Origin of the sequence: Luteococcus japonicus, assembly GCF_003752415.1 — a bacterium.
Classification (GTDB): Bacteria; Actinomycetota; Actinomycetes; order Propionibacteriales; family Propionibacteriaceae; genus Luteococcus; species Luteococcus japonicus.
In genome coordinates, this window is sequence record NZ_RKHG01000001.1 from 1,676,641 (window position 1) to 1,702,602 (window position 25,962).

A 25,962-nucleotide genomic window follows, 5' to 3' on the forward strand; every position below is an offset into this window, starting at 1 on the left:
CCCCCGTCACACAGGAGAGACTGTGATCCACTTCACACACCCACGTGACCCGAACGGAGCCCGAGCATGCCCGGCAGCCAACGCCAGACCACCCTGCGATTCCTCGCCGCACCCATGGAGGGCAACCAGAAGGGGCATGTCGAGGGCGGCACGGCTCTGGCCTGGATCGACAAGGCGGGTTATGCGGAGGCTGTGGCCTGGAGCGGGCGCTACTGCGTCACCGCCTATGTCGGGAATGTTCGCTTCACCAAGCCGGTCAGCGTCGGCGAACTCGTCGAGGTCCAGGCCCGGATCGTGCACACCGGGCGCAGCTCCATGCACATCGTGTGCACCGTCAGCTCCGGTGACCCCACCGGGGGCGAACTGGAGGTCACCTGCCAGTGCCTGATGATCTTCGTCGCCACCGACGGCAACGGGAAGTCCGTCGAGGTGCCCACCTTCACCGCCGAAACCGAATGGGAGAGGGAACAGCAGGTCATCGCCATCCGCCGGATCGACGGCCGCAAGGCCATCGAGAAGGACATGGCCGAGCAGGTCTACACGGACCAGACCGAGGCGCTCCAGCGAACCCTGCGCTTCCTCGCCAAGCCCACCGACGTCAACTGGGGCGGCAAGGTGCACGGCGGCATCGCCATGGAGTGGATCGACGAGGCCGCAAACCTCGTCGCCGAGACCTGGCACCAGGGGCCGGCCATCGCCGTCTTCGCCGGTGGCGTCCGCTTCTACCGGCCCATCCAGATCGGCCACCTGGTTGAGGTGGAGGCACGCCTCATCCACACCGGCCACAGCTCCATGCACGTCAGCGTGCACGTGCGCTCCGGCGACCCGATGAAGGGCGAGATGGAGCTCACCACCCATTGCCTGATGGTGCTCGTCGCGCTGGACGAGACGGGCACCCGCAAGCGGCACGTGCGTTCCTGGAACCCGCGGCTGCCCGAGGACCTGGCGCTGCAGGAGCATGCCAAGCGGTTGATCGACATCCGCCAGGGCCTCGCGCGCACCGCTCCGCGCGAAGTGCCTCACTAGGAGGACTCCTCACTAGACTGGCCACATGCCCTTCGAGATCACTCGCCGGCAGGCACTCGGGCTCGGCGGACTGGCCGCAGCAGCCATCGCGACGTCCGGATGCGGCTCCGGCGAGCCATCCGCACAGCTGCCGGCCAGCCTGGTCCCGGTGGGCGGCGGCTACATCATGCCCGACGCCAATTTCGTCGTCACGCAGCCAGAACCGGGCTCTTACAAGGCTTTTGACAAGCACTGCACCCATGCTGGCTGCGTGGTGAGCAAGCTCGAGGCCAGTGGCATCGTGTGCATCTGCCACAGCTCGGTCTTCTCCTTGGCCGACGGCAGTGTCCAGTCGGGCCCGGCCGAGAAGCCGTTGGCCGGAGCCAAGGTCCGCGTCGACGGGGACCAGCTGCGCGTCTGGCAGTGAGGGCCCCGGGCAGGTTCACCATCATCACGCGCGGTCTCTGACCGCTCCGGGAGCGCTTCGACCCCCGCAAGACCTCTTCGACCCCCTGCCTGCTGCTTCGACCCCCGTGCACGGGGGACGAAGGGACAGTTGGGGGGTCGAAGAGGCCCGTCGGCGCCCGGGCCGACAGCTGCCCGGAGACTGGACCGAGTGGCGCCCGGCTGTCTGCGGCCCCGACGATGGACGGCATGGATGCCCAGAGCCCAGGCCTGTTGAACCTGTCCCCCATGCAACAGCTGCGTGCGGGGCGGATGGGTCGTCGCATCACCCAACTTTTGGTGGGGCTGGTGATCTTCGGCGTCTCCATCGCGCTGGTCTTGCGCGGCGGCCTGGGAATGTCGCCGTGGGACGTGCTGCACGTGGGCATCGCCATACATGTTCCGTTGAGCATCGGGACCGTCTCCATCCTCGTCGGATGCCTCGTGCTGCTGCTGTGGATCCCGCTGAAGCAGTGGCCGGGGCTGGGGACGATACTGAACATCTTCGTCGTGGGCATCGCCCTCGACGCGACACTCGCCGTGGTGCACGAGCCGGCCTTGCAGGGCTGGGTCAACTGGCTGGCCCGGGCGGGTCTGCTGGTTTCCGGCATCGTCCTGAACGGGCTCGCGGGCGCCCTCTACATCGGCAGTCAGCTCGGTCCCGGACCCCGCGACGGCCTGATGACCTCCCTGACCGGCCTGACCGGCCGCCCCATCGGCCTGATCCGTGGCCTGATCGAGGTCACCGTGTTGACCCTCGGCTGGCTGCTGGGCGGGCCCGTCGGTCTGGGAACGGTTGCCTATGCGCTGGCCATCGGGCCCCTCACCCAGCTGCTGCTGCCACTGTGCCTGGTCCGGCTCCACCCAGAACGCACCGCCCCGTAGACATACCCCTTCCGCCCAGCCCATCCGCGGGAGAGACTGGACGGGTGACCCGAACCCCTCGTCGCCGCAAGCCACGGCCGGCACACCCCGCGGATCCCCGCACGCTGGCCCGGCAGCTCGCCCGCCAGCAGGAGGTTCTGCACGTACTGCTGGCGCAGCGTGGTGAGCCGCTGGCAGTGGACGCGCTGGCCGAACGGCTTGGTGTCTCGGAACGCACCGTAGAGCGCGACCTCGAACGGCTGCGCGCCGCCCGGTTGCCGCTGCGTGGCCGGGGCGGGACGGGAGGCGGTGTCTGGCTCGACGTCTCCCGGGCACGCCAACCGCTGCGGCTCGACGACGACCAGGTGATGGCGCTGGTACTCGCGCTGGACTTCCTGGACGCGGACCTCCCCGAACGGCTGGTCCAGACCCGCGAACAGCTCCGCAACCTGCTGGACGAACCGAGCCTGTTCTGAGCGGGATGGCCTCGACAGGCTCGGCCAGCGGACGCGTGGCTCGGCCGGCGGAAGCCGGAGTCGATCAGCCCTCGTACAGCGAGGCCATCCGCTCCAGCGTCCGGCGCATGTTGGCCACCGTCGGCCCAGCCGCGAAACGGCTGAGCAGTGCGGCAGGGCGGGCGTGGGTGAGGTCGAAGCTCTCCTTGACCAAGGTGCTGCCGTCACCGCGGTCGGTCAGCTCGTAGCGCCACACCTGACCGCCGAGGATTCGCTTGTCCCCGCGGAAGAGACCGGTCTGCCACGCGATCCGGCGGCCCTCCTCGAACTCGACGACGCGGTTGCTGGAGGTGTAGCTGACCGCCTTGTTCATCGTCATCCCGAAGTCGTCGCCCAGGCTGAGGCGCTCGGGGCCGGTGACGGTACTGCGCACGGTGTCGCTGCCGTCGAACTCGCAGTGTCGGGCGGGGTGGACCAACATGTCGAAGACCACCTGGGGTGAGGCCTGCACGACGCGCTGCACGGAATGGATGAGCTGGGGCATGGCGAACTCCTGTGTCGAGGGTCATCGCCAGCCTAGTCAATGACCTCCACGCCTTCACGAAGCGCCTGCAGGGCAGCTGCGAGCCGCTCCTGTTCCGCTGTCAGTTCCCGGAGCCCGCGCGTCGCCTCGTCGTGCCGGGCCGTCGCCTCGTCGTGCCGGGCGGCGGCCTCCTCTGCCTCCCGAGTGGCTTCCTGGAGGCACTGTTGGGCCTCCACCACCCTTCGGGCGGCGAGCTCCCGGGCAGAAGCTGCGGCCTGGGCGCGGGCCGTCGCCCCTGCTTCCTGGTCGACGGCCTCCCCCACGCGAAGCGCCACCTCAGACAACCGGTTCTCCAGTGCCTGCACGCGTTCGGCCAGGGCGTGGGCGCGCGCCCGTTGCGCCTCCCGTTCGGCCCGCTGGCGTTCCCGCTCGGCCCGGACCTTCTCGCGTTCGGCCTTGGCCTGTTCGCGTTCCTCGTCATCACGCGGCAGGGGAATCACCGGCGCAAGACCCTCGGGCGTGGGGTCCGGGCCGGGGGTGGCCGGTGCCGGCGGCATCTCGAAGAGGTCCATCGGGAAGGCCGCAGCTGTGGTGGGCGCCTTGACCAGACACCCCTGCAGCACCTGCTTCGCCGCCTCCGGATGGGACAGGGCTGCTTCCAGGCAGGTCTCGACCTCTCGGCGGACCGGCTCGGTGACCGTCTGGCCGCGAGATCGCCCCACGTCGACCGCCCGCGCGACGAGCGCAGCCACCGTGCGACGCCGCAGGATGGTCAGCTCCCGTAGCTGCTCCGGACTACCCGCGGTGTGCATCTGGGCGAGCAGGGGGCCCAAGGAGAACAGCTCGCCGAGGTCTGCCTGCGGGTCCCGGGCCAGCTGGTTGACCAACCAGGCGCTGCGCGACGGTTTGCGCAGGCCCTCGATGCGTCTCGCAAGCTCACGGTCCTTGGCCGCGCGTGCCTGACGCGCCAGCGCGCGACGCGTCGCGACGAAGTCCTCCGGCGCCCCGCCGTAGAGCAGTTTGCGCGCCGCATCCATGTCCACGCCCCCAGCCTAGGGATGCCCATCCAGCGGCACGGCCACGGGCCGTGGGCATGTCTCTCAGCGAAACGTCAAGTCCCGTGTCTTGGTGTTGTGACCCAGCGGCTGAAACACTGGGTGAGGACAGGCCAGCTCCCCGATTCGTTGGCCACCCCTGCTCAGAAGGACCCCCGTGAACACCTCCCCCCTGCGGCTTGCTGCCCTTGACGACCACCCCGTCGTCCTTGCCGGTCTCCAGGCCATCGAGCAGGCGAGTTCCGGCGGACTGGCCATCGTGCACTCCGTGACGGAACCCGAGGAGTTCTTCCGTCGCGTGGCCGAGGAGCCGGTGGACGTGGCCCTCGTGGACCTGCAGCTCAAGGACGGACTGAGGGGCCCCGAGGTGGTGGCACAGCTGGACGAGATGGGCATTCCCAGCGTCGTCTACACCGCCGAGCTGCGTCCGATGCCCATCCGCCGCGCCGTTGCCGCAGGTGCTCTGGGTCTGGCGCTGAAGAATGACCCGCTCGACGGGCTGATCCGCACCATCCAGAGCGCCGCCGCCCGCGAGTTCGCGGTCTCCAGCCAGCTGGCCGACGTGCTGATCAAGGGTCCCAGCCTGACCCCGCGCCTGGCTCCGCGTGAGATCGAGGCGCTGGAACTCCTGCACCAGGGCATTCCGCGCAAGTCCGTCGGGCGCCTGATGAACCCGCCCGCCTCGGACTCCACCGTCGACACCTACCTGCGACGTGTCTCCTCGAAGTACCGGATGCTCGGCCGCACCGTCCACGGCGTACCGGATGCCCTGAGCCACGCCGAGCGCGACGGCTACTTCGAGGGCTGACCGAGCAGGGGCCCTGCACCTGGGCGCCTGTCAGGCTTTGATGGCCGACGCAGTGATGGCTCCTCGACGAGGGGACTGGCCTCACCGTCGTCCCCGGTTGAGTGGGGCCGGCAAGCCCCAGGACGATTGAGTCCCTGAAGATCTCCCAAGAGGACCCGGCATGGGCAAGGAGTCCACTACTGTGCGTCGTGGCCCGTCGGGGGATGTCAGCCACCACTACAGGAGACCCCATGCCCTTGCGGACCGCAGCCCTCGGCCTGTCCACCATCCTGGCCGCGTCCTGCCTGGCCGCCCCACCGGCGCATGCGGCGGCCGGCACGCAGACTGCCTGGGCCAATGAGGGCTACCCCTATCCCAGTGCCAGTGACTGCGTCGAAACCCCCGGGGTGACGACGGGCTGCATCTACGACCAGTGGCATGCCTACCAGGGCCAGTGCGTCAGCTGGGTGGCCCATCGCCTCAACACCGTCAGCGGCCTGCGCTATGACAACCACTCCTTCCTGGGCCAGCGTTTCGGCAGCGCCAACAATTGGGGCACTGCCGCCAGTCGGGCTGGCATCCCGGTGAACATGACGCCGGCCCGGGGCGCGGTGGCCTGGTACAACTACCACGCCGCCTTCGTCGAGTACGTCAATCCCGATGGTTCCGTGGTGGTGAGCGAGATGAACTACGACAACCACAACGGCTTCCGGTACGTCACCATCAAGCCCGGATACCGCTGGCCGAAGGGCTTCATCCATTTCAAGGACCTGCCCAACCAGCGCCTGCAGTACCGGATCGATCCCGTCGGCGCCCTGTTTGCGGACACCGTCCCGGCACGCGGGGCCCTGCGTCGCGGGCCGCGGGTCGGCATCGGCTGGGAGAAGATGGGCCTGGTCACACAGCTCGACGACATCACGGGCGACCGCCTGCCGGACCTGCTGGCGCGACGCAATTCCGACGGATTGCTGTTCCTGTATCCGTCGGCCGGCGGGGGTCGATTGGGGCCGAAGCGGCAGGTTGGCAGCGGCTGGTTGTCGGTGCGTGCGCTGACCGACGCAGGTTCCATGCGAGGGAGCGGCCGTCAGGTCGTCGCGGTCTACACCAGTGGAGAGGTGCGACAGTTCTCGGTCAGCCGCAGCGGCCTGAGCGGCATGCGGCAACTGGCCCCGACAAGCCGGTGGACCACGGTCACCGGCATCGACGACGTCACCCAGGACGGCCGGACCGATCTCCTGGTCAACACCTCCGACAAGAAGCTGCTGCGCTACCCCAGCACCGCCACGGGAGCCCTGGGCAGGCCCACGATGGTCTCATCTGACTACCGGATTGGCCAGCTGGTCTCGCACGAGCGGGGCCGGTTCACGGTGGTCACCGGCACCGGGGCTCTCGCGACCCGGACGGTGACGGCCTCACGGATCACCAACCACACCGTGATTGCCACGGGGCTGGCGGGGCATCGTCCAGCCTGAGGTCTTCACAGCTTCGCCTTGGAGTGGCGTGGCAGAATAGGGTAAGAACCACACCACATCAAGTCCTAGCGTCGCGGCTCCCGTCGTGCGCCTGCGCGGGACGCCGGCTTCCTGGGTGAATGGAGAAGCCAGTGGCACTTGTCACCACCTTGAATCCCGCCATCCGTCGCGCCCTGATCACCAGCGGCTCGCACCTCCCGCCCATCACCACCGACGATCCCCTCGAGAGCACCGGCACCCGCCCCGAGGAAGAGGCCCACCAGCACACTCCCCTGCTGCACTCCGTCAGCCAGCTCTGGCACCGACTGACCGCCTGATCCCCTCGACGGGGTTCGGGAGTCAGCCTTCGGGAAGACTTGGCAGCCGCACCTGCAGTGCTGCCTGCGCAAAACCCTCGGGCGACAGGCCGCCAGCCCCCGCCTGTAGGCAGCCGAGCAGGGGGACGCCGGTCACGACGGCGAATTCCGCAAGGTTGAGCTGCGTGGCCAGGTCCGGCTCGGCGGGCAGTGCGCCCCCGACCAGCCCAAGCACCTCAAGACCACGACGTCGAGCGGCCTCGACGGTGAGCTCTGCCGCATTCAGTGACCCCAGACCGGTGGAGGTCACCACCAGCAGGGGCGCCGCCAGCTCGGCGGCCAGGTCCGCGATGGTCCACTCATCCGCCAGGCGCACCAGCAAGCCCCCGGCGCCCTCCACCAGGACGACGCGACCGGGACCGTCGAAGCTCCTCACCCACGCCACCACCTCGGCCAGCACCGGCTGGGCCATCCCGGCCCGCCGGGCCGAGAGGTTGGGGGCAAGCGGCTCCGGGAAGCGCAGCAGGTCATGCCCGCGGACCCCGGTCAGCCTCTCCACCGTGGTGGCATCGCCCTGCCCCACGGGCTCGCCGGTCTGCACCGGCTTGAGCGGGCGGACCTCCTTGCCCGCGGCCGCGAAGCGGCTGACCAGAGCCGCGGTGGCGATGGTCTTGCCGACGTCGGTGTTGGTGCCGGTGACGATGAGAATGGTCATGGTCAGGCCTTTCCGCAGGCGGTGACGGCGGCCCGGAGCCCGCGACAGATCCGGGCCACCTGGTCCGTGGTGCTGATGAAGGGCGGCATGCAGTAGACGAGCCGCCCGAAGGGCCGCAACCACACCCCCGCTGCAAGGGCGGCCTCGGTGGCCGCCGCCATGTCACAGTCCTCACGCAGCTCGACGACGCCGATCGCGCCCAGGACGCGCACATCGGCCACATGCGGCAGGTCCGCCAGCGATGCCAGGCCGTCGCACAGTCCCCCCTCGATCCGCGGCACGCTCTCGCGCCAGTAGCCCGTCCCCACCAGGTCCAGCGAGGCCAGTGCGACGGCACAGGCCAGCGGATTGCCCATGAAGGTGGGCCCGTGCATCAGCGCACCGCCACCGGCCGGGGTGGCGATGGCCCCCGCGACCGCAGCGGTGGTCAGGGTGGCGGCCAGTGTCATGAATCCGCCGGTCAGGGCCTTCCCGACGCACAGGATGTCCGGCGTCACACCCACCGAGGAGGTCACGAAGAGCTCCCCGGTCCGGCCGAATCCGGTGGCGATCTCGTCGGCGATCAACAGCACCCCGTGGCGGTCACAGATCCGGCGCACTCCAGCCACCAGTTCCGCGTCATGGAAGCGCATCCCGCCGGCACCCTGGACGACGGGTTCGATGATGACGGCGGCCACATCCGGCCCCACCAGTGCCTCGAAGTCGGCCAGGTAGGCGTCGCGGATCTCGGCCGAGGAGCCGCGGACCGGAGGTGGGGGCGCGAAGACCTGTTCGGCAAGCGTCCCCGACCACAGGGCGTGCATTCCGCCATCGGGATCGCAGACGCTCATCGCCGCGAAGGTGTCACCGTGGTAGCCGCTGCGCCAGGTGAGCAGCCGGGACCGTTCGGGATGGCCGGCTCCGCGCTGGTACTGCAAGGCCATCTTGATGGCCACCTCGACGCTGATGGAGCCCGAGTCCGACAGGAAGACGCGGGTGAGGGCATCGTCGGTGAGTTCGACGAGTTTCGCCGCCAGTGCGGCAGCGGGTTCGTGCGTGAGGCCTCCGAACATCACGTGACTCATCGCGTCGATCTGCTCGTGCGCGGCAGCCACCAGCAGCGGGTGACCGTGGCCGTGACAGGCCGCCCACCAGGAGCTCATGCCATCGATGAGCTGGCGCCCGTCCATGGTGTGCAGGTGGACGCCGCTGGCCCTGGCGATGGGCAGCGCCGCCATGGAGGCGGGGCTGGGGCTGTAGGGATGCCAGAGGTGCGCCCGGTCGATTGCCGCCACGTGTTCGGCTGTCATGACCATGCCTGCTCCGCCCTCGGGGTGCCCTTGCGAGCGCACGAATTGAACACTGTTCAATCTAGCGTCACATTCTGCTGCGCAACACCCTCCCCTGGCTGCAGGATGGACCACATGACTCATGTTGAACAGCGTTCAATCCTGGCCGGGGCCAGCGTCCAACCCCTCGCGATGCCCGCCACCGTCGGCGTGGAGATGTGGGAACGCTTCAGCTTCTACGGCATGCAGGCGATCATGGCCTACTACCTCTACCACCAGGTCTCCCAGGGCGGGTTGGGCCTCGAGCGCTCCCAGGCAACGGCCCTGATGGGTGCCTACGGTGCCGCCGTCTACCTGTGCACGCTGGCCGGAGGCTGGGTGGCCGACTGCCTGCTCGGCGCCGAACGGACCCTGCTGGGCGGAGCACTTCTGCTGGTGGCTGGACACCTGGCGCTCGGCACCCTGCCCGGCGGCTGGGGCGTGGCGAGCGGCCTCTGCCTGGTGGCTGTCGGCTCCGGCGCCCTGAAGACGGCCGCCATCACCGTGCTGGGCCACGCCTATGGCGGGGATGCCGACGCCCGCCGCGATGCCGGTTTCCAGCTCTTCTACCTGGGCATCAACATCGGCGCCCTCTTCGGCCCGCTGCTCACCGGCTGGCTCAGCGCCCATTACGGCTACCGGACTGGCTTCACGGCCGCTGCCGTGCTGATGGGGATCGGACTGGCGCACTACGTCGCGCTGCGAGGCCGCTACCTGGGACACCTTGGCGAAACGGCCGCCCGGGCCATCACCCGGCCCGGAAATCCGCTGCCCGCGGCTCAGCTACTGCCCTCGATCTCGGGCGTGCTGATCGGTCTCCTGGCGCTGGCCGGTCTGCTGGCCACCGGCCAGCTGCCGCTGTCCGGCCTCGCCACGCTGCTGCTGGTGGTGACCGTCGCCGCCGCGGTCGGCCTGTTCGCACAGATGTTGACCTCGCCGCGGGTCACCGCCGACGAGCGACGCCGAGTGCTCGCCTTCATCCCGCTGTTCATCGCCTCCAGCGCCTTCTGGTCCGTCCTGAACCAGACCTACGGTGTCTTCGCCGTCTACTCCGACGTCCGGCTCGACCGCAGGATCGGCTCCTTCGAGATCCCCGCCGCGTGGACGCAGTCCTTCAACCCGGCCTACATCCTGGTGCTCAGCCTGCCGATGGCCTGGCTGTGGACGCGGCTGGGCGAACGGCGCCCCGGCTCGGCGCTGAACACGTCCGCGGTGAAGATGTGCGTGGGCGTGACGGTCTCCGGCCTGGGCCTGTTGGTCCTGCTGCCCTTCGCCGGCCAGGGCGCTTCCTCGACCCCGGTGCTGGCACTCGCGGCCGCCGTCCTGGTGATCACGCTGGGTGAACTGCTGGTGGGCCCCGTGTGCATGTCCGCGACGACGGCACATGCGCCCGCCGCCTTCCGCACCCGCTTCTCCGCGCTCTACTTCCTCACCATGGCGCTGGGAACCTCGCTGGCAGGTGTCTTGAGCGGCTGGTACGACCCGGACAGCGCCAGCGCCGAGCGTCGCTACTTCCTGGCCTGTGGCCTGGCCACCATGGCGGTGGGTGGGCTCACGCTGTGGGCCACCCGTCAGTTCGGCGCCATCGGACGGTCATGCTCCCCGTCGGGGCCAACCAGCGCCCAGCCGACGAGCGAGGTGGCCGTCCGCCCCGCCGCACCCTGAAGCGCCACCGCCCTGCGGCCGCCGGGAAGCCCGAGCATCTCGCGGGCCCAGGGCGGCAACAGGGCCTTGCCGCCTTCGATCACCAGGCGATAACCCGGTCTGGCAATGGCCGGCAGGGGGGCGCGGTGGGTGAGGTAGTCCACCACCTCGAGGGCGTCGGGCGTGCAGGCGAGGGACGGACGGAAGGCCTCCAACTGCGCGTGCAGCTCGTCGACGCTGTTCGGCAGCCCGGTGGCACCCAACATCGCCCCACCTTCGGCCGACTGGGCCACATAGCGGTCGGCCTCGACGGCGCTCAGCCGGCCCCGGCCCCATCGCTGGTAGGCGGTCAGGAAGCTCCACGTCTCCGCATCATGGACCCAGCGCAACAAGTCAGGATCGCCAGCCCAGTAGGGATTGCCGAATTCATCGGTTCCACGCACCCGTTCGTGGACGGCACGCACCAGCGCGAACTGCGCCTCCACGTCGGGCAACGGGGCATAGGTGGTGACCGCGATGTGGTTGCTGATCCGCTGCAGCCTTCCCCACGGATCGGACTGGTAGTTGTCGTGCTGTGCGACGGCCGCCATCGGGCCCGGGTGCAGGGACTGCAGGAAGAGGGCGCACACGCCGCCCGGGTACATGGCGGGGTCCAGGTTGACGCGCCAGATGACGTCCTCGGGCGCGAAGCGACGGTTTCCGGGTGCACCCCAGATCCGCCAGGCACGTTCTGCGGCGTCGGGGCCGGCGACACGGGCGCGCAGGAAGCTGGCGAGTCGTTCGCGTGGCAGGTGGATGGCGCGGGCAGACATGACTCCAGTGTGCGCCATCCGCAGCGGGGATGCGCTCGACACCGAGCAGCGACCTACCGGCAGGTCAGATATCCTGCACGAAGTCCCGTCAGCCACCCTGGAGCACCCATGGCCACCGCCCCCACACCCAGCCTCGATGCCCGCCGCGCCAGGGGTGCCGTCGCCGCCCTCTTCTGGCTCAACGGCGCCACGATCGCCTCGCTCGTGCCCCGCTATCCGCTGATCCGCGACAACCTGGACCTCAGCAACACCTTCTTCGGTCTCGCCATCGCGCTGGGCCCGTTGGGGGGTCTGGTGGCGGGCTTGTTCACCTCACGGGTGATGCGGGCCAGCACGTCGGCCCGGGTTGCCACCTGGGCGCAGGTCGGTCAGGTGCTGCTCTTCTGCGCCGTGCTGAACTCCCCGACGGCCTGGGCCTTCGCGGCCGCCATCGTGCTGATGAGTGCCACCGACGTCTACACCGACATCGCCATGAATGCGCACGGCATGCGGGTGCAGCAGCTCTACGGCCGCAGCATCAACAACAGCTTCCACGCCTGGTGGAGCCTGGGTGCCGTAGGCGGCGGCCTGCTCGGTTCCTTCTTCGCCGGGATCCACCTGTCCCTGGCGAAGCACGCGCTGGTCAGCGCGGTCATCATGCTCACCATCAACCTGGGGTTGCGCCGCTTCCTGCTCACGGGGCCGGATCCGGAGGTCACCGAGGATGCCCCGGCCGGAAAGGTGCGCATCCCCCGCAACCTCCTCCTGCACCTGGTCGCCCTGGGCCTGGTGGGCGCCTTCGCCGCCAGCATCGAGGACTCCGGCTTCACGTGGAGCGCCATCTACCTGCGCGAGGGCCTGGACGCCTCCCCCGGCCCGGCGGGCCTGGGCGTGGTCTTCCTGGTGGGAGCCCAGACCGTGGGCCGCTTCACCGGCGACCGCCTGGTGGACCGCCTCGGGGACCGCGGCGCCGCCCGGCTCGGCTGCGGGGTGGCCACCGTGGGCATGGCTCTGGCCCTGGCCTTCCCGTCGGTGCCCCTGACGCTGTTCGGCTTCGCCTGTGCCGGCTGGGGCGTCGCGACGATCGTCCCGGCGGTCTACTACACGGCCCACCACATGCCGGGCCTGCCTTCGGGCGCGGGCCTGACCATCGTGAACTGGCTGCTGCGCCTGGCCTTCTTCGTCGGCCCGCCCCTGGTGGGGCGCCTGTCCGACGTGGTCAACTTCCGCGTCGCCCTGCTGGTGATGCCGCTGGCGACGGCAGCCGTCGTCGCCCTGAGCGGGGCGCTGGCCGCCCACCGCGACACCACGCAGGACGTCCCTGACCCGGAGCCGATCTCACCCAGCCTGGGGCTGTGACGGCCGGGGCGACCGGGGGTCGACGACTCCTTGGCGCTCAGGGCAGCCCGAAGAACTCCTGGATGCCGGTGAAGATCATCTGCGTGCTGATCAGCACCAGGATCATGCCCATCAACCGCTCCAGCGCCAACAGCACACGCTCCCCCAGGATCCGCTCCAGGTAGCCGGAGGCGAACAGGATCACCGCAGACAGCGACCACGCGATCAGCACCGCCGCCAGCCACACCTTCCAGCGAGCCGGATCCTGGCTCATCAGCAGGATCTCGGTGGCCAGCAAGGAGGGGCCTGCGGTGTAGGGGATGGCCAGCGGCACGATGAAGGGTTCCGCCGCCAGGCTCACCTCCTCCAAGGTGGTTTCCGGCGTCGGGAAGACCATCCGCACCGCGATCAGCATCAGGATGATCCCGCCGGCCGCCGTGAGGGCTTCCCGGCTGACCTGGAGGACGCCGAGCAGACCCTGACCGGCGAACAGGAAGACCACCATGATCAGCAGCGCGATCAACAACTCCCGGGCAATGACCCACTGGCGCCGATGCGGGGCGACCTTCTTCAGCGAGGTCATGAAGAAGGGGATGTTCCCCAGGGGGTCCATGACCAGGAAGAGCAAGGTGGTGGCTTGCATCAGGGTCATGGACTGGCATTCCTTCGATAGAATTTCGCGCTTGCTTGGCGAATCAACACTAAACGAATCGTTCAACTCCTTCAATCTGAAACATGTTGTACCCCACGAGCGTCCGCTGGCTTCCGGGCCCACCCGGCCCGCGCGGTGACCTGCCCGCGTGCCACCATGCCGTGGTGGATGATGGTCCGACGATGTCTGCCACCAAGATCACCCGACGTGCCCTGTTCGGCGCCCTCGGCGCCTGCTCGCTCGCTGCCTGCCACGCGCCGGGCCAGGACCCGAGCCCGTCGCCATCCCCGGGTGGGAGCACTCCCGCCCCGTCCGCCAGCGGCTCACCAGCTGAGGTACCGGGCGGTGCCTCCCTGGAATTGTGGGCCGATGACAGCCGGTACCCGTCCGACTGGACGGCCGCCCTGTCCCGGCTGGCCGCGCAGCAGGCCCCACCGCTGCAGGTCCAGGTGAACACCACCAACCAGTTGGCCGCCTCCCTGCTGGAACGCTTCGCCGCCGGTGATCCACCGGCCGTCGTGGCCAATGGGGGTTCCGACCAACTCGGCGTCGGCCTGTTGGCGGAGCAGCTGGCGGACCTGTCCCCCATCCTGACCTCGACCACACCCGATGGCGCCATGCTGGGCCGCGTGCTGCGCCCCGGAACCACCGACGCCGGCATGGTGGGCGGCGTCCTGCGGCAGTTGCCCTATCTGTTCACCGTGCACGGGCTGTGGTACTCCTCGTCCCTGTTCGAGCAGCACCACTGGAGCGCACCGAGCACCTGGCCGGAACTCCTGGCCCTGGGCGAAAAGGCCGCCCGGGAGGAGATCCACCTCTTCTGCTGGGGGCGCGAGACCGCCACGGCCTACCTGCGCATGTGTCTGGCCAGCGCCGTCAAGCAGGGCGGCGACGAGGTCCGGCGTGCGTTGGACCAGTTGGAGCCCAAGGCATGGAGCCAGCCAGAGGTCCAGTCGAGCCTGAAGGCCATGCATGAAGCCGTACGCGCGGGCCATGTGAAGCCCGGTGGCTCCCAGCGTTCCTGGGCCTCCGCGCTGCCGGCCTGGACCCAGGACCGCAGCGTTCTGATGGTGTCCAGCGGCTCCTGGCTGACGGCCCAGGCGGCCCCGGCGCCGGACTTCGGCCTGAGCCTCGTGCCCGATCCGTCTGTGGATGCCACACCGGCCCTGGGTCACTCTGCCCTGCACGCCATGCCGGAGGAGAACTACCTGGTGGCCCGGCAGTCCGATGACCCCGCGGCGGGCCGGGCCCTGGTGCTGGACGCCTTCGACCGTTCGGCCGCCCTGCGTTTCGCCCAGACGAACCAGGTGATCCCCACCCGCACGGATGCCCTGCCTCCGGCACCGGGCCCGGTGCTGACCCGCCAGCTGGCGCTGGTCAAGGCAGCAGGCAAGGCCGTCTTCGGCTGGCGCTTCATTGACCACCACGGCACCAACCACGACCATCAAGCGCTGTGGAATGCCTTCCTGGAGGGCCGGATGGACGTCGCGACGCTCACCCGGGAATCGCAACGGATCAGCGACCTCGTGGCCAGCGATCCGCAGCAGAGCCGCTATCCGGTTCGCTGACTGGCTACCGGGAGAGATTGCCCACAGGTCTCTCTTTTCCCTGCGTCACTAGGTAGCATGCAAGTGAGGGCGTTGCCCCGAGCACGCCCCGGGCGCAAAGGAGCGTGCGTGATGAGCACTGTTGACTACAGCGACCGCGTGGTCGTGGGTGTGGACGGCTCCGGCCAGTCCGCCATCGCCACCGAATGGGCCGCCCAGCGGGCCGAGCGCCTCGGCGTCGGGCTCACGATGCTGCTGGCGACGCCACCGCTGGTCGTTCCCACCAGCCGGGGCCACATGATGCGCGAGGGCGTCGAGCAGTTCGCCAAGCGCGTCGGCTCCGCGGCGCGTGAACGCCTGGACCAGGCGGCCGATGAGGCGGCTGCCAAGCATCCCGGTCTGGACATCGTCGCCCTCCTGCTGGAGGACTCCGAACCGGCGCTGGCCCTGGTGGAGGCCACCCGCACCGCCCGCCTCACCGTGGTGGGCACCCGGGGCCTGGGCACCATCAAGGCGATGGCACTGGGAGCCGTGTCCCGCCACCTCATCTCCCACGCCCATGGCCCCGTCGTCGTGGTTCCCGAGACGGGCGTGGCCCGCGACGCACGGGCCGAGGGCACGGTGGCGGTCGGCGTCGACGACGAGGCCCACTCGTCGCAGACCCTGCAGGCCGCCATCAACGAGGCACAACTGCTGGGCGGCAAGCTGCTGGTGCTGCACTCCTGGGAGTACAGCCCGGTCAGCGTCGAGGGCATGCCGACGATGGACACCGAACTGTTCGCGAGCGTCCAGTCCACCTATGAGCAGGACCTGGCCGTCCTGGTGGCCGAGCAGGTGGGCTCGGACCACGCCTTCGAGGTCGAGGTCCGGGTCACCCTGGGTCACGCCGGCGAGGTGCTGACCCAGGCCTCCCATGAGGCGGAGTTGCTGGTGGTCGGGTCCCGCGGCCGCAGCGGCCTGGGTGGTCTGTTGCTGGGTTCGACGGCGGCACACGTGGCCCGCTCGTCGATCTGCCCGGTGCTGGTGGTCCCCAACCAGAAGAAGTAGTTCCACACGCTTCCCCAAGCCTGTCAAGGGGCTCGGGGGAAGGCGTGCCCAGGATCAGCGCCGGCCGGTCTTGAACAGGCCGCGCACGATTTCCCGGCCTGCCGAGCGAGCGAACTGCTTGAAGACGCTGGACCCGACGACCTGCTCCACGATGCCCTTCTCCTCGCGAGCTCGCCCGCGGGGGGCTGCGGCGCGCTCGGCGGCCGCCTGGGCCTTGTCCAGCTTGGCCTGCTCCTTGGCGGCGGCCTCTGCTGCAGCTGCGTCGGACGCGGCGGTGATCTTGGCGGACAGGATCTCGGTGGCGGACTCACGGTTCACTGCGGTGCCGTACTTGGTCTGCAGTGGGCTGGAGGCGATGGCCGCCGTGACCTGGTCCGCGGGGGTGGGCGCCATCAGGCTCTGCGGGGCGCGCATCCGGGTCCAGGCGACGGGGGTCGGGGCGCCGTCGGGGTCCATCACGGTCACGATGGCCTCGCCGATCCCCAGCTGCTGCAGGGTCTCGGCCAGGTCGTAGTGGCTCTTGGGGAAGGTGGCGACGGTCTGCTTGAGCGCCTTGGCATCGTTGGGGGTGTGGGCCCGCAGCTGGTGCTGCACGCGGGAACCCAGCTGGGCCAGCACCTCTTCGGGCACGTCCTTGGGGGTCTGGGTGACGAAGAAGACGCCCACTCCCTTGGACCGGATCAGCCGCACCGTCTGGGCGATGGCATCCAGGAAGGCATCGCTGGCGCCGTCGAAGAGCAGGTGCGCCTCGTCGAAGAAGAAGACCAGCTTGGGCTTGTCGACGTCGCCCACCTCGGGCAGGTCGTGGAAGAGGTCCGCCAGCAGCCACATCAGGAAGGTGCTGAACAGCGCCGGCCGGTCCACCAGGTTCGGCAGTTCCAGCAGCGAGATGACGCCCCGGCCGTCGGGTGCCACGCGCAGCAGGTCATTGGAGTCGAACTCCGGCTCGCCGAAGAAGGTGTCGGCCCCCTGGCTGGACAGGGTGATGATCTCGCGCAGGATGACGCCGACGGTGGCGGCGGACAGTCCGCCGATGCCCTTCAGCTCGGCCTTGCCCTCGTCGCTGGTGAGCCAGGTGAGCAGCGTCTGCAGGTCCTCCAGGTCCAGCAGGCCCAGTCCCTTGGTGTCGGCGTAGTGGAAGACCAGGCCCAGCGAGCTCTCCTGGGTGTCGTTGAGGCCCAGCACCTTGCTCAGCAGGATGGGACCGAAGCTGTTGACGGTGGCGCGCAGCGGGACACCCTGCCCCTGGCCGCCGAGGGCGTAGAACTCGACGGGATTGGCCGCGCCCACCCACTCCTGGCCGATGACCTGGGTCCGGAACAGCAGCTTGTCCGAACTCTGGCCGGCGCTGGCCAGGCCGGACAGGTCACCCTTGATGTCCGCCGCGAAGACCGGGACGCCGGCATTGCTGATCTGTTCCGCCATCAGCTGCAGGGTCTTGGTCTTGCCGGTGCCGGTGGCGCCGGCCACCAGGCCATGGCGGTTCAGCATGCTCAGCGGGATGCGGATCTTTGCGTCGGGGACCGGGATACCGTCGTCGGCCAGGACGCCGAGTTCGATCGCGGCCTCCTCGAAGGTGTAGCCCTTGGTGATGGTCTCGACGGGATTGCCGGATGCTGCGTCAGTCATGCTCCAAGCGTGGCACACGGCGGGGACAGTTTCGGTTCACGACGGCTGATTGACTTCTGGGGTGGTCGGTCCTGTCCGCGCGGGCCGGGTGCCGGTAGGCTCGAATGGTGATCTTCAAGCGAGTTGGCGAGTCCCGTCCCTACCCGGACCATGGCTACGTGCAGAAGCAGTGGGCTGCCATCGCCCCGCACCAGGTGCGGCTGGACGAGCTGGTGACCACCAAGCGCACCCTGGACCTCGAGGCCCTGCTCGAGGATGACTCCACCTTCTACGGGGACCTGTTCGCGCACGTCGTGAGCTACCGCGGCGAACTCTACCTGGAGGACGGCCTGCACCGGGCACTGCGAGCCGCACTCCAGCAGCGCCAGACGATGCACGCCCGCGTGCTCGAACTGAAGTAGCGCCGCGTCTGAAGTAACATCATCCATCAGGCGGCAACCCCACTTCGACGTCAGGAGCAACAGTGCAGCGGTACGTGCGTCTGTTCGGCACACCCATCACACTGTTGGTGCTGATCGGCATCCTCATCTTCGGGGCTCGGTGGGGCTACAAGAATGTCGTCGCTCCCGCGCCGCCGCCGCCGCTGGTGCCCTGCACCAACCAGAACGTCGGCAAGGCCCTGAAGGTCAGCCAGGTGACGGTCAAGGTCTACAACGGCGGCACCAAGGCCGGTCTGGCCTCCACCGTCGCGGCCCAGCTGCGCGCGGTCGGCTTCAATGTCTCCAAGACCGGCAACACCGAGGTCGAGGTGAACCAGACCCAGATCATCGGCGCCGACGCCGACAATCCCGAGGTCAAGCTGGTGGCCGGCTTCTTCAAGGGCGCACAGGTCAAGGGCGACGGCCGCGTGGACCACTCCGTCGAGGTGCTCGTGGGCAACAAGGTGACCGGTTTCAACCGCTCCGCCCCGACGAGCATCCAGGTGAACAACCCGACGGTCTGCCTCCCCGCCCCCGTCGCCACCCCCTGACCTCTTCCCCGCCGCACCCGGCACGCACCGTTACCCGCGCCGATCCGAGTGGTGGGACTGTGGAGGTTTCCCGCCCAAAACCGAGAGCCGAAACCGGGATTTGAACCTTCACATCCCATCAGGGGCAGCTCTGGGCTCTCAGTCTTCCCACACCCACCCAGACCGACGGGATGGCCCAGCGGGGCCCGACGCGTCCAGTGGCTCAGCTCCCGACGCCGTACCAGCCGGCCAGACGCCCGCCGCGGCCGATCGCCGTCATCCGGCGCTCCACCTCCGGGCGGTGCTTCTCCGGTGTGACGATCAACAACTCGTCGCCGGTGCGCAGCCGGGTGTCTCCGTGTGGGGCGAAGGAATGCTGCCCGCGGATCAACAGCGAGACGACGGCATTGCGCGGTAGCCGAAGCTCACGCACCTGGACCCCGCCCAGTTGGGAGCCCTCGGGAATCTTGATCTGCAGGAGCTCGGCGGCGATCTTGTCCAGCGGTGCGGCCTCGATGTCGACGTCGCGCGCGGCATTCGGGTCGGCCAGCCCCAGCTTGCGGCCCACCCAGGGCAGGGTCGGGCCCTGCAGGCTGGTGAAGACGATCACGAAGACCAGGACGATGTCGAAGAGCATGTCCGCATGCGGCACCCGCGCCGACATCGGCACCGTCGCCAGGATGATCGGGACGGCACCGCGCAGACCCGCCCAGGAGACGAAGACCTGCTCGTTCCACGGCACCCGGAACCAGACCAGGCACGCCATCACCGAGGCCGGACGGGCGACGAAGGTCAGGAAGAGGCCCGCCATGATCCCCGCCCAGGTGGCATGCCAGGTGATGCGCCCCGGATTCGCCAGCAGGCCCAGCATCACGAACAGCCCGATCTGGGCGATCCACCCGATGCCCTCCGCGAAGGACCGGGTGGCGTGCCGGTGCGGCAGCTTGCCATTGCCCAGCACGACGGCACACACGTAGACCGCAGCGAAGCCGGAGACGTGCAGGGCCACGCCGGCACCGTAGGTGGCCACCGCCCATGCCATGGAGGCCAGCGGATACAGGCCAGAGGAAGGCAGTGCGATGTGCCGCAGCACCGCGACGCCCAGGAAGCCCAGCGCGATGCCCATCAGCACGCCCCCGGCGAGCTCGCCCGCCACCAGGGCAAAAAGGCCCCAGGCGCCGCCGTGCGGGCTGTGTCCGAGCGCCAGCTGGGAAGCGGCGGCCACCAGTAGCACCGTGGGGGCGTCGTTCAGGCCGGACTCGGCCTCCAGGATGGCGCGCACCCGGCTTGGCAGCGGCACCCCGCGCAGCACGGCGAAGACGGCGGCAGAGTCCGTCGGCGCGGTCACGGCACCGAGCAGCAGGGCGACCGCCCAGGGCAGGTCCAGCACGAAGTGACCGAAGGCCGCCATCAGCACGATTCCGACGCCAATCCCCAGCGTCGCCAGGAGACCTGCCGCACCGATGGCGGGACGGATGTTGTCCCACTTCGTCGTGAAACCGCCCTCGGCCAGGATCAGCACCAGGGCAGCGAAACCCAGGCCGTGCGCCAGGTCCGCGTCGTTGAAGACAATCCCCAGCCCGTCTTTGCCCATGGCCATGCCGAGGAAGAGGAAGAGCAGCAAGGCGGGCAGCCCGAGCCGGGAACCCAGACGCGCCGCGAAGATGGCCACCAGTGAAACACCCGCCCCCATGAACAGGGCGAGGTCGATGGGTGCCATGGGGTCATTCTTTCAGACCCGGACAATGCCTGACCTTTTCTGGACATCAGCTGGAGGTTGGGCGAATCCACAGGATCGGCTTGGGCCGATCAGCACCGCTTCACGCATACTGAAGATTGCTGTGCGCCTCATCGGGGGGCGTGAGGGCAGTCATGGACGACGGGGACTCCACGGGAGCATGCACGCCCAGATTCCCTGTGCAGCCGCCTTTTTCGGGTGGCCGGGCATGACGCACGGGACGCTCGGGGAGGAAGTTGACGTGGTTGATGGGGAGAATCTGGGGACAGTCACGCCGCGACGCGGCCAGCCGGACCCCGACGCGTTGGACCTGCCGTCTGAGAGCCAGTTCGACGTCGACGCCACCGCAGGTGCTCCCCGCGCAGCCGTCCCGGACCTCACCGACGGCACCGTGAGCACCCCCGAGAGGACCACCGCGGGTGATCCGGCCGAGGGCGAGAACCTCGGCGCCAAGGTGGCCTCCGGCGCCAAGTGGAGCATGCTCGGCAACATCATCACCCGCGCCGGGTCCCTGGTGATCGGCATCGTCGTCGCCAACATGGTGGGTGCGGAAGGCATCGGCGTCTTCGCCATTGCGATGACCGTGGGCCAGATGCTGCTCACCTTCATCGACATGGGCCTGGGCACGGACCTCGTGCGTGGCACCGAGGAGGAGATGGAGCGCAAGGCGCCCACCATCGCCACCCTCGGCATGACCTTCTGCACGGCCGGCGCCGTCGCCCTCTTCCTCGGGGCCGGAGCCATCGCCAATGCCCTCGGCACCCCGGGCGCCACCGCCCTGCTGAAGGTCTACTCGCTGATGGTCTTCATCGGAGGCCTGGCGATCGTGCCGCAGGGCGTCCTGACCCGACGGATCGACCAGAAGAGCCTGGCCTTCGCCATCATGGCCAACTTCATCGTCGGCAATGCGCTGACCCTGGGCCTGCTCTTCGCCACCAGCATCGGCGTGCTGGCGCTGCCGATCGGTGCCGTGACCGGCATGGCCATCGAGGTGGCCCTGTTCTACGTCTTCGCCAAGCGCGGCCTGCGTTTCGGATGGGACCGCACCGTGATGCGCTCGGCGCTGGGCTTCGGCGCCCCGGTGGCCGGCTCCAATGTCCTGCAGGTGCTGCTGGGCAATGTGGACAAGCTGGTGGTGGCACCCATCCTGGGCCCCATGCGCCTGGGTCACTACACGATGGCCGCGAACATCTCGAACTGGCCGGTGAGCGTCTTCGGGCTGGTGGTGCGCTCCGTCGCAATGCCCGCCTTCGCGCACACCAAGCCCAAGGACCGGGACCCGGTGCTCACCCTGGGCTGCCAGCTGACCTGGCTGATCGCCTTCCCCATCGGCCTGATGCTCGCCTTGTTCGCGCACGACGTCATCCTGTTCGTGTACAACCCGGAGTTCGAGAAGTCGATCCCGTTGTTGGCCATCCTGGGCATCTACGGCGCCATCCGCGTCATGTTCGACACGCTGACCGGCTACCTGTACGCCCGCGGCAATTCCCGCGCGGTGCTGCAGGCCAATGTCGCCTGGGTGATCGTGCTCTTCGCCGCGACGTGGGTTGCCGCCCGCACCTGGGGAACCGAGGGCGCCGCCCTGGCCCAGGTCTTCACCGTGGTGGTCGTCGCGCTGCCCATCTTCCTGTGGTCAGCCCAGAAGACCGGCGCGAGCATCGTCGACATCCTCAAGAGCCTGCTGCCCGCCACCGTCGCGTGCATCCCCGCAGCCGTGGTGAGCGTGCTGCTCTCTCGCTGGGTGGATTCTTTCCACTTCACCGGGAACCTGCGGCTCGACTCGATGATCGGCCTGGCCGTGGGTGGCCTGAGCTTCCTGGCGATCTACATCCCGCTGGTCCACAAGAAGGTGCGTGCGAGCATCGCGGCCATGCGCGCCCCCGTCGAGGAGCCGGAACCCGTCCTGCCCTGAATGACACCGCAAAGAATGACACCGCAAAGAATGACACCGCACGGAAGAGAAGAAGGGCCCCGGAATGTTCCGAGGCCCTTCCATGATGGCGGTGACGGAGGGATTTGAACCCTCGGTGGCTTTCACCACACTCGCTTTCGAGGCGAGCTCTTTCGGCCGCTCAGACACGTCACCGCGAAAAAGTGTGCCACAGTTCACCGCGTGTTCGCCAATCGAGACGGAGCGACATTCGTCAGGCGGATCCCCCGATGCAGATTCGCGTGGGGTCTGGTGAGCGCGCCCACATCGCGCCAGTGCGTGCACGTCTCTCTGCCGGGTGCACCTCGCGACAGGTGTCATGTCTCATCACTTCTGGGACTCCCAGATGTCATGACATCTGGGACAGTTTGTAGGCGCGGCTGCGGCGGTCGATGACGGGGACCAGCCGGTGGGGTGGTTGGGTGACCGAGACGTATTTGGTGGGTGATGGCCAGGGGATGCTGGCGTGGAGTTCACCGTTGTCGTCGAAGATGTCGAGCTGGCCGTCGGTTTCGACGAGGTGGACCAGTTGGTGGGCCATGTCAGGGCCGAAACCGATGCTGGTGCCCTTCCACGCGGTGCGCAGGTTCCCGCCGATAGTGCGGTCCTCGATCCGGTTCTTTGCGGGCTGGGTGGGCTGCCGCAAGGACTGGCTGTAGAGCAGGTCGAGCGGAATCGCTCGGGGCTCGGGTCCGGCCTTGGAGGCTACTTGCCAGACGGCCATGGGCGTCAGGTGATGCCCCAGGCCTTGGTGTTGGCGTTCGTGGTTGTACCAGTTCCGGTAGCCGTCCAGGGCCTGGGTGAGGTCCTGCAGGGTGGTCGGTGTGCGGGCATGGAGCCAGCGTTGCAGTGGCTGGTGAGAGCGTTCGACCTTGCCTTGGGTTTGTGGGTGGCTGACCCGCCCCGAGATCGGCCGGATCCCAAGCCCGGCTAGCCAGACCTCAGTCGCGGACAAGCGTCCGCGTCGGTGCTGGTTGAACGCCGCGCCGTTGTCGGACAACACGCTCTGAGGCGGGCCGAACGCGTCGATCCCGGATTGGAGGGCCTGCCGGGCGCCGGCCGTGGACTCGCCACCTGCCGCGGCGATCAGGGCTGGGCAGAGGCGGGAATGGTCGTCGACGACGTGGTAGATGGTGACCAGCCCGATCTCAGGCAGGTGCCATTCCATGCCGTCGAGTTGCCACAGTTCGTTGGCCCTGGCTCGTCGGAAGCGACGGTACGAGGCGCGGGGACGTTTGCGGGGTGAGGGCGCTGACAGGCCTTCGCTGCGCAGGATCCGGGCGATCGTGGACCGAGACGGCAGCGGGTCCGCCTCCCGTTGAAACAGGCGCCACTCGACCGACCACGGGCCACAGTCCTTGCCCTCGGCCACCAGTTCCGCGTGGGTCACGCGTACCAGGAGACGAGTCCAGTCCGTGTAGATGGTGGCGGGATGCTTGGGCGCCCGTGACTCGGGGACCAACGCAGCGGCCAGCCCGCGTTCGGTGGCCTTGTCTCGGACTCGGTAGAACGAGGATGTCGAGATCCCCGCCCGTCGGCAGAACTCGCTGACCGAGACCTGCTCCACGTCGGGATCGAACCGGACGATCTGCTCACGAACCCGTGGCGACAATGCGCTTCCCATTCCCCCAGCGAACTGCCCCAGAAGTCATGACACCCGACCGTCCCAGAAGTCATGACACCCCGGTGTCCCAGAAGTGTTGCTACATGACAGCACCTCGCGACAGGTGTGCGGTGCGCCAGGTGCAGCAGACGGCGCAGCGTCCAGGAAGCGGCACGCTGGCCGGGAGGAAGCGGGTCAGCGGCCGAAGAAGTCCCGGAGGAGGGCGCCGCATTCGTCGGCCATGATCCCGCCGCGAACCTCGGGGCGGTGGTTCAGCCGGGGATCGCGCACCACGTCGAAGAGCGACGCGACCGCACCGGCCTTCTCGTCGTACGCGCCGAATACCAGCGTCTGGATGCGGGACAGCACGATGGCCCCCGCGCACATGGTGCACGGCTCCAGGGTGACCACCAGGGTGCAGCCCTCCAGCCGCCACTCGCCGACCTTCTCGGCGGCCCGACGCAACGCCAGCACCTCCGCATGGCCCGTGGGATCCCCGGTCAGCTCACGCTCATTGCCCGCCGTCGCCAAGACCTCGCCGGAAGGCCCCAGCACCACGGCGCCGATCGGGATGTCGCCGTGACCGGCGGCCTCACGGGCGGCGTGCAGCGCCAGCTCCATCGCCTCGTCCCAGCGGCTCGGCACCTCAGTGGAGGCGGCCGCCCTGGGCAGCCAGGGCACGCTCGAACTGCGGCAAGAACTTCATCCGCTTCGCGATGCCACGCAGCAGCTCGTCGGCATCATCGTCGACGTTGTCGCAGATGGCTTCCATGTCGAACTCGCTGACGCCCTGATCCGCGAGCAGCCCCAGGTCACCCAGCGGATCGGAGTCGTCGTCGGGATCCGGGATGTCCTCACCCAGGTAGTCCGCGACGTCGCGGGCAATCGGCCAGTCATTGGCCGCCACGCCGTCACTGAGCAGCACCTGCACGGTGCGGCCCCGCACCCGGCACAGCACGAAGAACTCGCCGGCAATGGAGACCATGCCCACCGCTCCGCCGTCGCCGGGGATGCGGCGCAACTGCGTCATGAATTCGTCCAGGTCATTGGCCAGATCGCTGGCCATGGTCACCGCGACGGGCTGGGAGTCCTCGCGGTAGAGGGCCATCACCAGGTCGATCTCGTCCTCGGTGGCGTCGTCGAGATCGTCGTCGTCGAGGTCGTCGTCTTCATCGTCGTCATCTGCGTCGTCGCTGTCTGCGTCGTCGTCCTCGGTGGCGTCGTCGAGATCGTCATCGTCGTCGTCGTCGTCGTCGTCGAGATCGTCGTCATCTTCGACGGGCGAATCGTCAAATGAATCGAGGTCCTCGTCAAGATAGGGAGAAGGCGTCTTCTCACCAGCTTCGAAGGGGTCCACCTCATCGTCGAACGGGGTCATGGTTCCTCCTGGGCCGCTGAACTGCTCTTCCATCCTCGCAGACCAGTCAACCTCAATTCCCGACGCTTCGCAGCCACCCTCAAGCAGCGCTGGACCCATGACCCCGCGCTGCCGGCCATGCAGGGGATGTGGGACAATGAGGGCGTGGAACTGCGCGTACTCGACCATCCCCTGGTGACTCACAAGCTCACCCTCCTGCGGGACAAGGAAACCGACTCTCCGACCTTCCGTGCCCTCGTGGAGGAACTGGTCACCCTGCTGAGCTATGAGGCCACCCGCGAGGTGCGCGTCAACGAGGTCACCGTCCAGACCCCCGTCTCCGAGACCAAGGGCCTGGCGCTGAGCAGCCCCAAGCCGCTGGTGGTGCCCATCCTGCGCGCCGGGCTGGGCATGCTCGAGGGCATGATGCACATGATGCCGACCGCCGAGGTGGGTTTCGTGGGCATGGTGCGAAATGAGGAGACCCTGCAGCCCGTCACCTACGCGGAGCGCCTCCCGCAGGACCTGTCGGCCCGCCAGTGCTACGTGCTGGACCCGATGCTGGCCACCGGCGGCTCGCTGGGTGGTTGCGTGAAGTTCCTCGTCGACCGCGGCGCGGACCACATCACCTGCATCTGCATCCTCGCCGCCCCCGAGGGCATCGAGAACTTCCGCAAGCTGGTCGAAGACCTCGACGTGCCCTGCACGCTGGTCGTCGCCGCCGTCGACGACAAGCTCAACGAGCACGGCTACATCGTCCCCGGCCTGGGCGACGCTGGCGACCGCCTCTACGGCCTGGCCAACTGACACTGAC

The 25,962-nt window shown here is 68.7% G+C and carries 26 protein-coding genes and 1 tRNA gene; 15 read left to right on the plus strand and 12 right to left on the minus strand.

Features of this window, described 5'->3' with window-relative positions; genetic code table 11:
* Window positions 1-66 precede the first annotated feature (66 nt).
* From EDD41_RS08170 to EDD41_RS08185, 4 genes are all read left to right on the plus strand, one after another.
* Complete coding sequence (locus tag EDD41_RS08170) at window positions 67-1,026, plus strand: acyl-CoA thioesterase (RefSeq protein ID WP_094765456.1); 960 nt, start codon at window positions 67-69, stop codon at window positions 1,024-1,026.
* A gap of 25 nt (window positions 1,027-1,051) precedes the next feature.
* Entirely contained in the window at window positions 1,052-1,432 is a 381-nt protein-coding gene (locus EDD41_RS08175; protein WP_094765457.1) for a Rieske (2Fe-2S) protein, read from the plus strand.
* Between the two features lie 227 nt (window positions 1,433-1,659).
* On the plus strand, window positions 1,660-2,334 hold the full coding sequence (gene yczE, locus EDD41_RS08180; protein WP_245995572.1) for a membrane protein YczE: 675 nt from the start codon (window positions 1,660-1,662) through the stop codon (window positions 2,332-2,334).
* Window positions 2,335-2,378: 44 nt separating this feature from the next.
* Window positions 2,379-2,789, plus strand: coding sequence for an HTH domain-containing protein (locus tag EDD41_RS08185; RefSeq protein WP_170165287.1), 411 nt, complete (start codon window positions 2,379-2,381; stop codon window positions 2,787-2,789).
* A 64-nt stretch (window positions 2,790-2,853) separates the two neighbouring features.
* Here the strand turns inward: EDD41_RS08185 and EDD41_RS08190 are convergent, their stop codons facing one another.
* Window positions 2,854-3,312, minus strand: a complete 459-nt coding sequence (locus EDD41_RS08190) for an SRPBCC family protein (RefSeq protein WP_123575552.1) — start codon at window positions 3,310-3,312, stop codon at window positions 2,854-2,856.
* 32 nt (window positions 3,313-3,344) lie between these two features.
* Window positions 3,345-4,334, minus strand: coding sequence for a hypothetical protein (locus tag EDD41_RS08195; RefSeq protein ID WP_148060511.1), 990 nt, complete (start codon window positions 4,332-4,334; stop codon window positions 3,345-3,347).
* A gap of 169 nt (window positions 4,335-4,503) precedes the next feature.
* Between EDD41_RS08195 and EDD41_RS08200 the strand changes: the two genes are divergently transcribed.
* The 3 genes from EDD41_RS08200 to EDD41_RS08210 all read left to right on the plus strand — a co-directional run bounded on the left by EDD41_RS08200 (window position 4,504) and on the right by EDD41_RS08210 (window position 6,922).
* Window positions 4,504-5,154, plus strand: coding sequence for a response regulator (locus EDD41_RS08200; protein ID WP_170165288.1), 651 nt, complete (start codon window positions 4,504-4,506; stop codon window positions 5,152-5,154).
* 230 nt (window positions 5,155-5,384) lie between these two features.
* Entirely contained in the window at window positions 5,385-6,605 is a 1,221-nt protein-coding gene (locus EDD41_RS08205) for a CHAP domain-containing protein (RefSeq protein ID WP_123575555.1), read from the plus strand.
* Window positions 6,606-6,736: 131 nt separating this feature from the next.
* Window positions 6,737-6,922, plus strand: a complete 186-nt coding sequence (locus EDD41_RS08210; RefSeq protein WP_123575556.1) for a hypothetical protein — start codon at window positions 6,737-6,739, stop codon at window positions 6,920-6,922.
* A gap of 22 nt (window positions 6,923-6,944) precedes the next feature.
* Here EDD41_RS08210 and bioD read toward each other — a convergent pair whose 3' ends face one another.
* Both bioD and EDD41_RS08220 read right to left on the minus strand, forming a co-directional pair.
* Complete coding sequence (bioD, locus tag EDD41_RS08215; protein WP_094765465.1) at window positions 6,945-7,616, minus strand: dethiobiotin synthase; 672 nt, start codon at window positions 7,614-7,616, stop codon at window positions 6,945-6,947.
* Between the two features lie 2 nt (window positions 7,617-7,618).
* Window positions 7,619-8,905 (minus strand): adenosylmethionine--8-amino-7-oxononanoate transaminase, encoded by a 1,287-nt coding sequence (locus tag EDD41_RS08220; protein WP_245995573.1) that lies wholly within the window; start codon window positions 8,903-8,905, stop codon window positions 7,619-7,621.
* A 114-nt stretch (window positions 8,906-9,019) separates the two neighbouring features.
* Between EDD41_RS08220 and EDD41_RS08225 the strand changes: the two genes are divergently transcribed.
* On the plus strand, window positions 9,020-10,588 hold the full coding sequence (locus EDD41_RS08225) for a peptide MFS transporter (protein ID WP_211336615.1): 1,569 nt from the start codon (window positions 9,020-9,022) through the stop codon (window positions 10,586-10,588).
* Here EDD41_RS08225 and EDD41_RS08230 read toward each other — a convergent pair.
* Complete coding sequence (locus EDD41_RS08230) at window positions 10,495-11,379, minus strand: oxygenase MpaB family protein (protein ID WP_123575558.1); 885 nt, start codon at window positions 11,377-11,379, stop codon at window positions 10,495-10,497. The two genes, EDD41_RS08225 and EDD41_RS08230, sit on opposite strands and share 94 nt — an antisense overlap.
* Window positions 11,380-11,487: 108 nt before the next feature.
* On the opposite strand from EDD41_RS08230, the gene EDD41_RS08235 reads away from it, so the two are divergent.
* On the plus strand, window positions 11,488-12,717 hold the full coding sequence (locus EDD41_RS08235) for an MFS transporter (RefSeq protein WP_123575559.1): 1,230 nt from the start codon (window positions 11,488-11,490) through the stop codon (window positions 12,715-12,717).
* A 37-nt stretch (window positions 12,718-12,754) separates the two neighbouring features.
* Here EDD41_RS08235 and EDD41_RS08240 read toward each other — a convergent pair whose 3' ends face one another.
* Window positions 12,755-13,348 (minus strand): MarC family protein, encoded by a 594-nt coding sequence (locus EDD41_RS08240; RefSeq protein ID WP_123575560.1) that lies wholly within the window; start codon window positions 13,346-13,348, stop codon window positions 12,755-12,757.
* Window positions 13,349-13,530: 182 nt separating this feature from the next.
* On the opposite strand from EDD41_RS08240, the gene EDD41_RS08245 reads away from it, so the two are divergent.
* Window positions 13,531-14,916, plus strand: coding sequence for an ABC transporter substrate-binding protein (locus EDD41_RS08245; protein ID WP_170165289.1), 1,386 nt, complete (start codon window positions 13,531-13,533; stop codon window positions 14,914-14,916).
* Between the two features lie 111 nt (window positions 14,917-15,027).
* Window positions 15,028-15,942 carry a universal stress protein gene (locus EDD41_RS08250; RefSeq protein ID WP_170165290.1) on the plus strand — a complete coding sequence of 305 codons (915 nt, stop codon included), beginning with the start codon at window positions 15,028-15,030 and terminating at the stop codon, window positions 15,940-15,942.
* Window positions 15,943-15,996: 54 nt separating this feature from the next.
* On the opposite strand, the gene EDD41_RS08255 is transcribed toward EDD41_RS08250, so the two are convergent.
* Window positions 15,997-17,571 carry a helicase HerA-like domain-containing protein gene (locus EDD41_RS08255; RefSeq protein WP_123575562.1) on the minus strand — a complete coding sequence of 525 codons (1,575 nt, stop codon included), beginning with the start codon at window positions 17,569-17,571 and terminating at the stop codon, window positions 15,997-15,999.
* Window positions 17,572-17,678: 107 nt separating this feature from the next.
* On the opposite strand from EDD41_RS08255, the gene EDD41_RS08260 reads away from it, so the two are divergent.
* Together EDD41_RS08260 and EDD41_RS08265 are read left to right on the plus strand one after the other, a co-directional pair.
* The gene (locus tag EDD41_RS08260; RefSeq protein WP_094765659.1) at window positions 17,679-17,972 is read left to right on the plus strand and encodes a type II toxin-antitoxin system VapB family antitoxin; all 294 of its coding nucleotides are present in this window, start codon (window positions 17,679-17,681) and stop codon (window positions 17,970-17,972) included.
* Window positions 17,973-18,034: 62 nt separating this feature from the next.
* Entirely contained in the window at window positions 18,035-18,541 is a 507-nt protein-coding gene (locus EDD41_RS08265; protein ID WP_245995574.1) for a LytR C-terminal domain-containing protein, read from the plus strand.
* 202 nt (window positions 18,542-18,743) lie between these two features.
* Here the strand turns inward: EDD41_RS08265 and EDD41_RS08270 are convergent, their stop codons facing one another.
* The gene (locus tag EDD41_RS08270) at window positions 18,744-20,240 is read right to left on the minus strand and encodes a potassium/proton antiporter (RefSeq protein WP_123576944.1); all 1,497 of its coding nucleotides are present in this window, start codon (window positions 20,238-20,240) and stop codon (window positions 18,744-18,746) included.
* Between the two features lie 259 nt (window positions 20,241-20,499).
* On the opposite strand from EDD41_RS08270, the gene EDD41_RS08275 reads away from it, so the two are divergent.
* On the plus strand, window positions 20,500-22,170 hold the full coding sequence (locus EDD41_RS08275; protein ID WP_170165291.1) for an oligosaccharide flippase family protein: 1,671 nt from the start codon (window positions 20,500-20,502) through the stop codon (window positions 22,168-22,170).
* An 86-nt stretch (window positions 22,171-22,256) separates the two neighbouring features.
* Here the strand turns inward: EDD41_RS08275 and EDD41_RS08280 are convergent.
* The 4 genes from EDD41_RS08280 to EDD41_RS08295 form a co-directional block, all read right to left on the minus strand.
* Window positions 22,257-22,344 (minus strand) — tRNA-Ser (locus EDD41_RS08280).
* A gap of 193 nt (window positions 22,345-22,537) precedes the next feature.
* Window positions 22,538-23,812, minus strand: a complete 1,275-nt coding sequence (locus EDD41_RS08285) for an integrase core domain-containing protein (RefSeq protein ID WP_123575069.1) — start codon at window positions 23,810-23,812, stop codon at window positions 22,538-22,540.
* A 174-nt stretch (window positions 23,813-23,986) separates the two neighbouring features.
* A complete protein-coding gene (locus EDD41_RS08290; protein ID WP_094765662.1) occupies window positions 23,987-24,412 on the minus strand; it encodes a nucleoside deaminase in 426 nt (141 codons plus the stop codon).
* Between the two features lie 25 nt (window positions 24,413-24,437).
* Complete coding sequence (locus tag EDD41_RS08295; protein WP_123575563.1) at window positions 24,438-25,169, minus strand: tRNA adenosine deaminase-associated protein; 732 nt, start codon at window positions 25,167-25,169, stop codon at window positions 24,438-24,440.
* A 126-nt stretch (window positions 25,170-25,295) separates the two neighbouring features.
* Between EDD41_RS08295 and upp the strand changes: the two genes are divergently transcribed.
* Window positions 25,296-25,955 carry a uracil phosphoribosyltransferase gene (gene upp, locus EDD41_RS08300; protein ID WP_211336720.1) on the plus strand — a complete coding sequence of 220 codons (660 nt, stop codon included), beginning with the start codon at window positions 25,296-25,298 and terminating at the stop codon, window positions 25,953-25,955.
* Window positions 25,956-25,962: the final 7 nt, after the last annotated feature.

Excerpts from the sequence above, each read along its gene's own strand:
- EDD41_RS08170 (WP_094765456.1), top strand. The coding sequence starts at position 67 with ATGCCCGGCAGCCAACGCCAGACCACCCTGCGATTCCTCGCCGCACCC.
- EDD41_RS08175 (WP_094765457.1), top strand. The coding sequence starts at position 1,052 with ATGCCCTTCGAGATCACTCGCCGGCAGGCACTCGGGCTCGGCGGACTG.
- yczE (WP_245995572.1), top strand. The coding sequence starts at position 1,660 with ATGGATGCCCAGAGCCCAGGCCTGTTGAACCTGTCCCCCATGCAACAG.
- EDD41_RS08190 (WP_123575552.1), bottom strand. The coding sequence starts at position 3,312 with ATGCCCCAGCTCATCCATTCCGTGCAGCGCGTCGTGCAGGCCTCACCC.
- EDD41_RS08205 (WP_123575555.1), top strand. The coding sequence starts at position 5,385 with ATGCCCTTGCGGACCGCAGCCCTCGGCCTGTCCACCATCCTGGCCGCG.
- bioD (WP_094765465.1), bottom strand. The coding sequence starts at position 7,616 with ATGACCATTCTCATCGTCACCGGCACCAACACCGACGTCGGCAAGACC.
- EDD41_RS08220 (WP_245995573.1), bottom strand. The coding sequence starts at position 8,905 with ATGACAGCCGAACACGTGGCGGCAATCGACCGGGCGCACCTCTGGCAT.
- EDD41_RS08225 (WP_211336615.1), top strand. The coding sequence starts at position 9,020 with ATGACTCATGTTGAACAGCGTTCAATCCTGGCCGGGGCCAGCGTCCAA.
- EDD41_RS08230 (WP_123575558.1), bottom strand. The coding sequence starts at position 11,379 with ATGTCTGCCCGCGCCATCCACCTGCCACGCGAACGACTCGCCAGCTTC.
- EDD41_RS08235 (WP_123575559.1), top strand. The coding sequence starts at position 11,488 with ATGGCCACCGCCCCCACACCCAGCCTCGATGCCCGCCGCGCCAGGGGT.
- EDD41_RS08240 (WP_123575560.1), bottom strand. The coding sequence starts at position 13,348 with ATGACCCTGATGCAAGCCACCACCTTGCTCTTCCTGGTCATGGACCCC.
- EDD41_RS08245 (WP_170165289.1), top strand. The coding sequence starts at position 13,531 with ATGTCTGCCACCAAGATCACCCGACGTGCCCTGTTCGGCGCCCTCGGC.
- EDD41_RS08250 (WP_170165290.1), top strand. The coding sequence starts at position 15,028 with ATGAGCACTGTTGACTACAGCGACCGCGTGGTCGTGGGTGTGGACGGC.
- EDD41_RS08255 (WP_123575562.1), bottom strand. The coding sequence starts at position 17,571 with ATGACTGACGCAGCATCCGGCAATCCCGTCGAGACCATCACCAAGGGC.
- EDD41_RS08270 (WP_123576944.1), bottom strand. The coding sequence starts at position 20,240 with ATGGCACCCATCGACCTCGCCCTGTTCATGGGGGCGGGTGTTTCACTG.
- EDD41_RS08285 (WP_123575069.1), bottom strand. The coding sequence starts at position 23,812 with ATGGGAAGCGCATTGTCGCCACGGGTTCGTGAGCAGATCGTCCGGTTC.
- EDD41_RS08290 (WP_094765662.1), bottom strand. The coding sequence starts at position 24,412 with ATGGAGCTGGCGCTGCACGCCGCCCGTGAGGCCGCCGGTCACGGCGAC.
- EDD41_RS08295 (WP_123575563.1), bottom strand. The coding sequence starts at position 25,169 with ATGACCCCGTTCGACGATGAGGTGGACCCCTTCGAAGCTGGTGAGAAG.
- upp (WP_211336720.1), top strand. The coding sequence starts at position 25,296 with ATGTGGGACAATGAGGGCGTGGAACTGCGCGTACTCGACCATCCCCTG.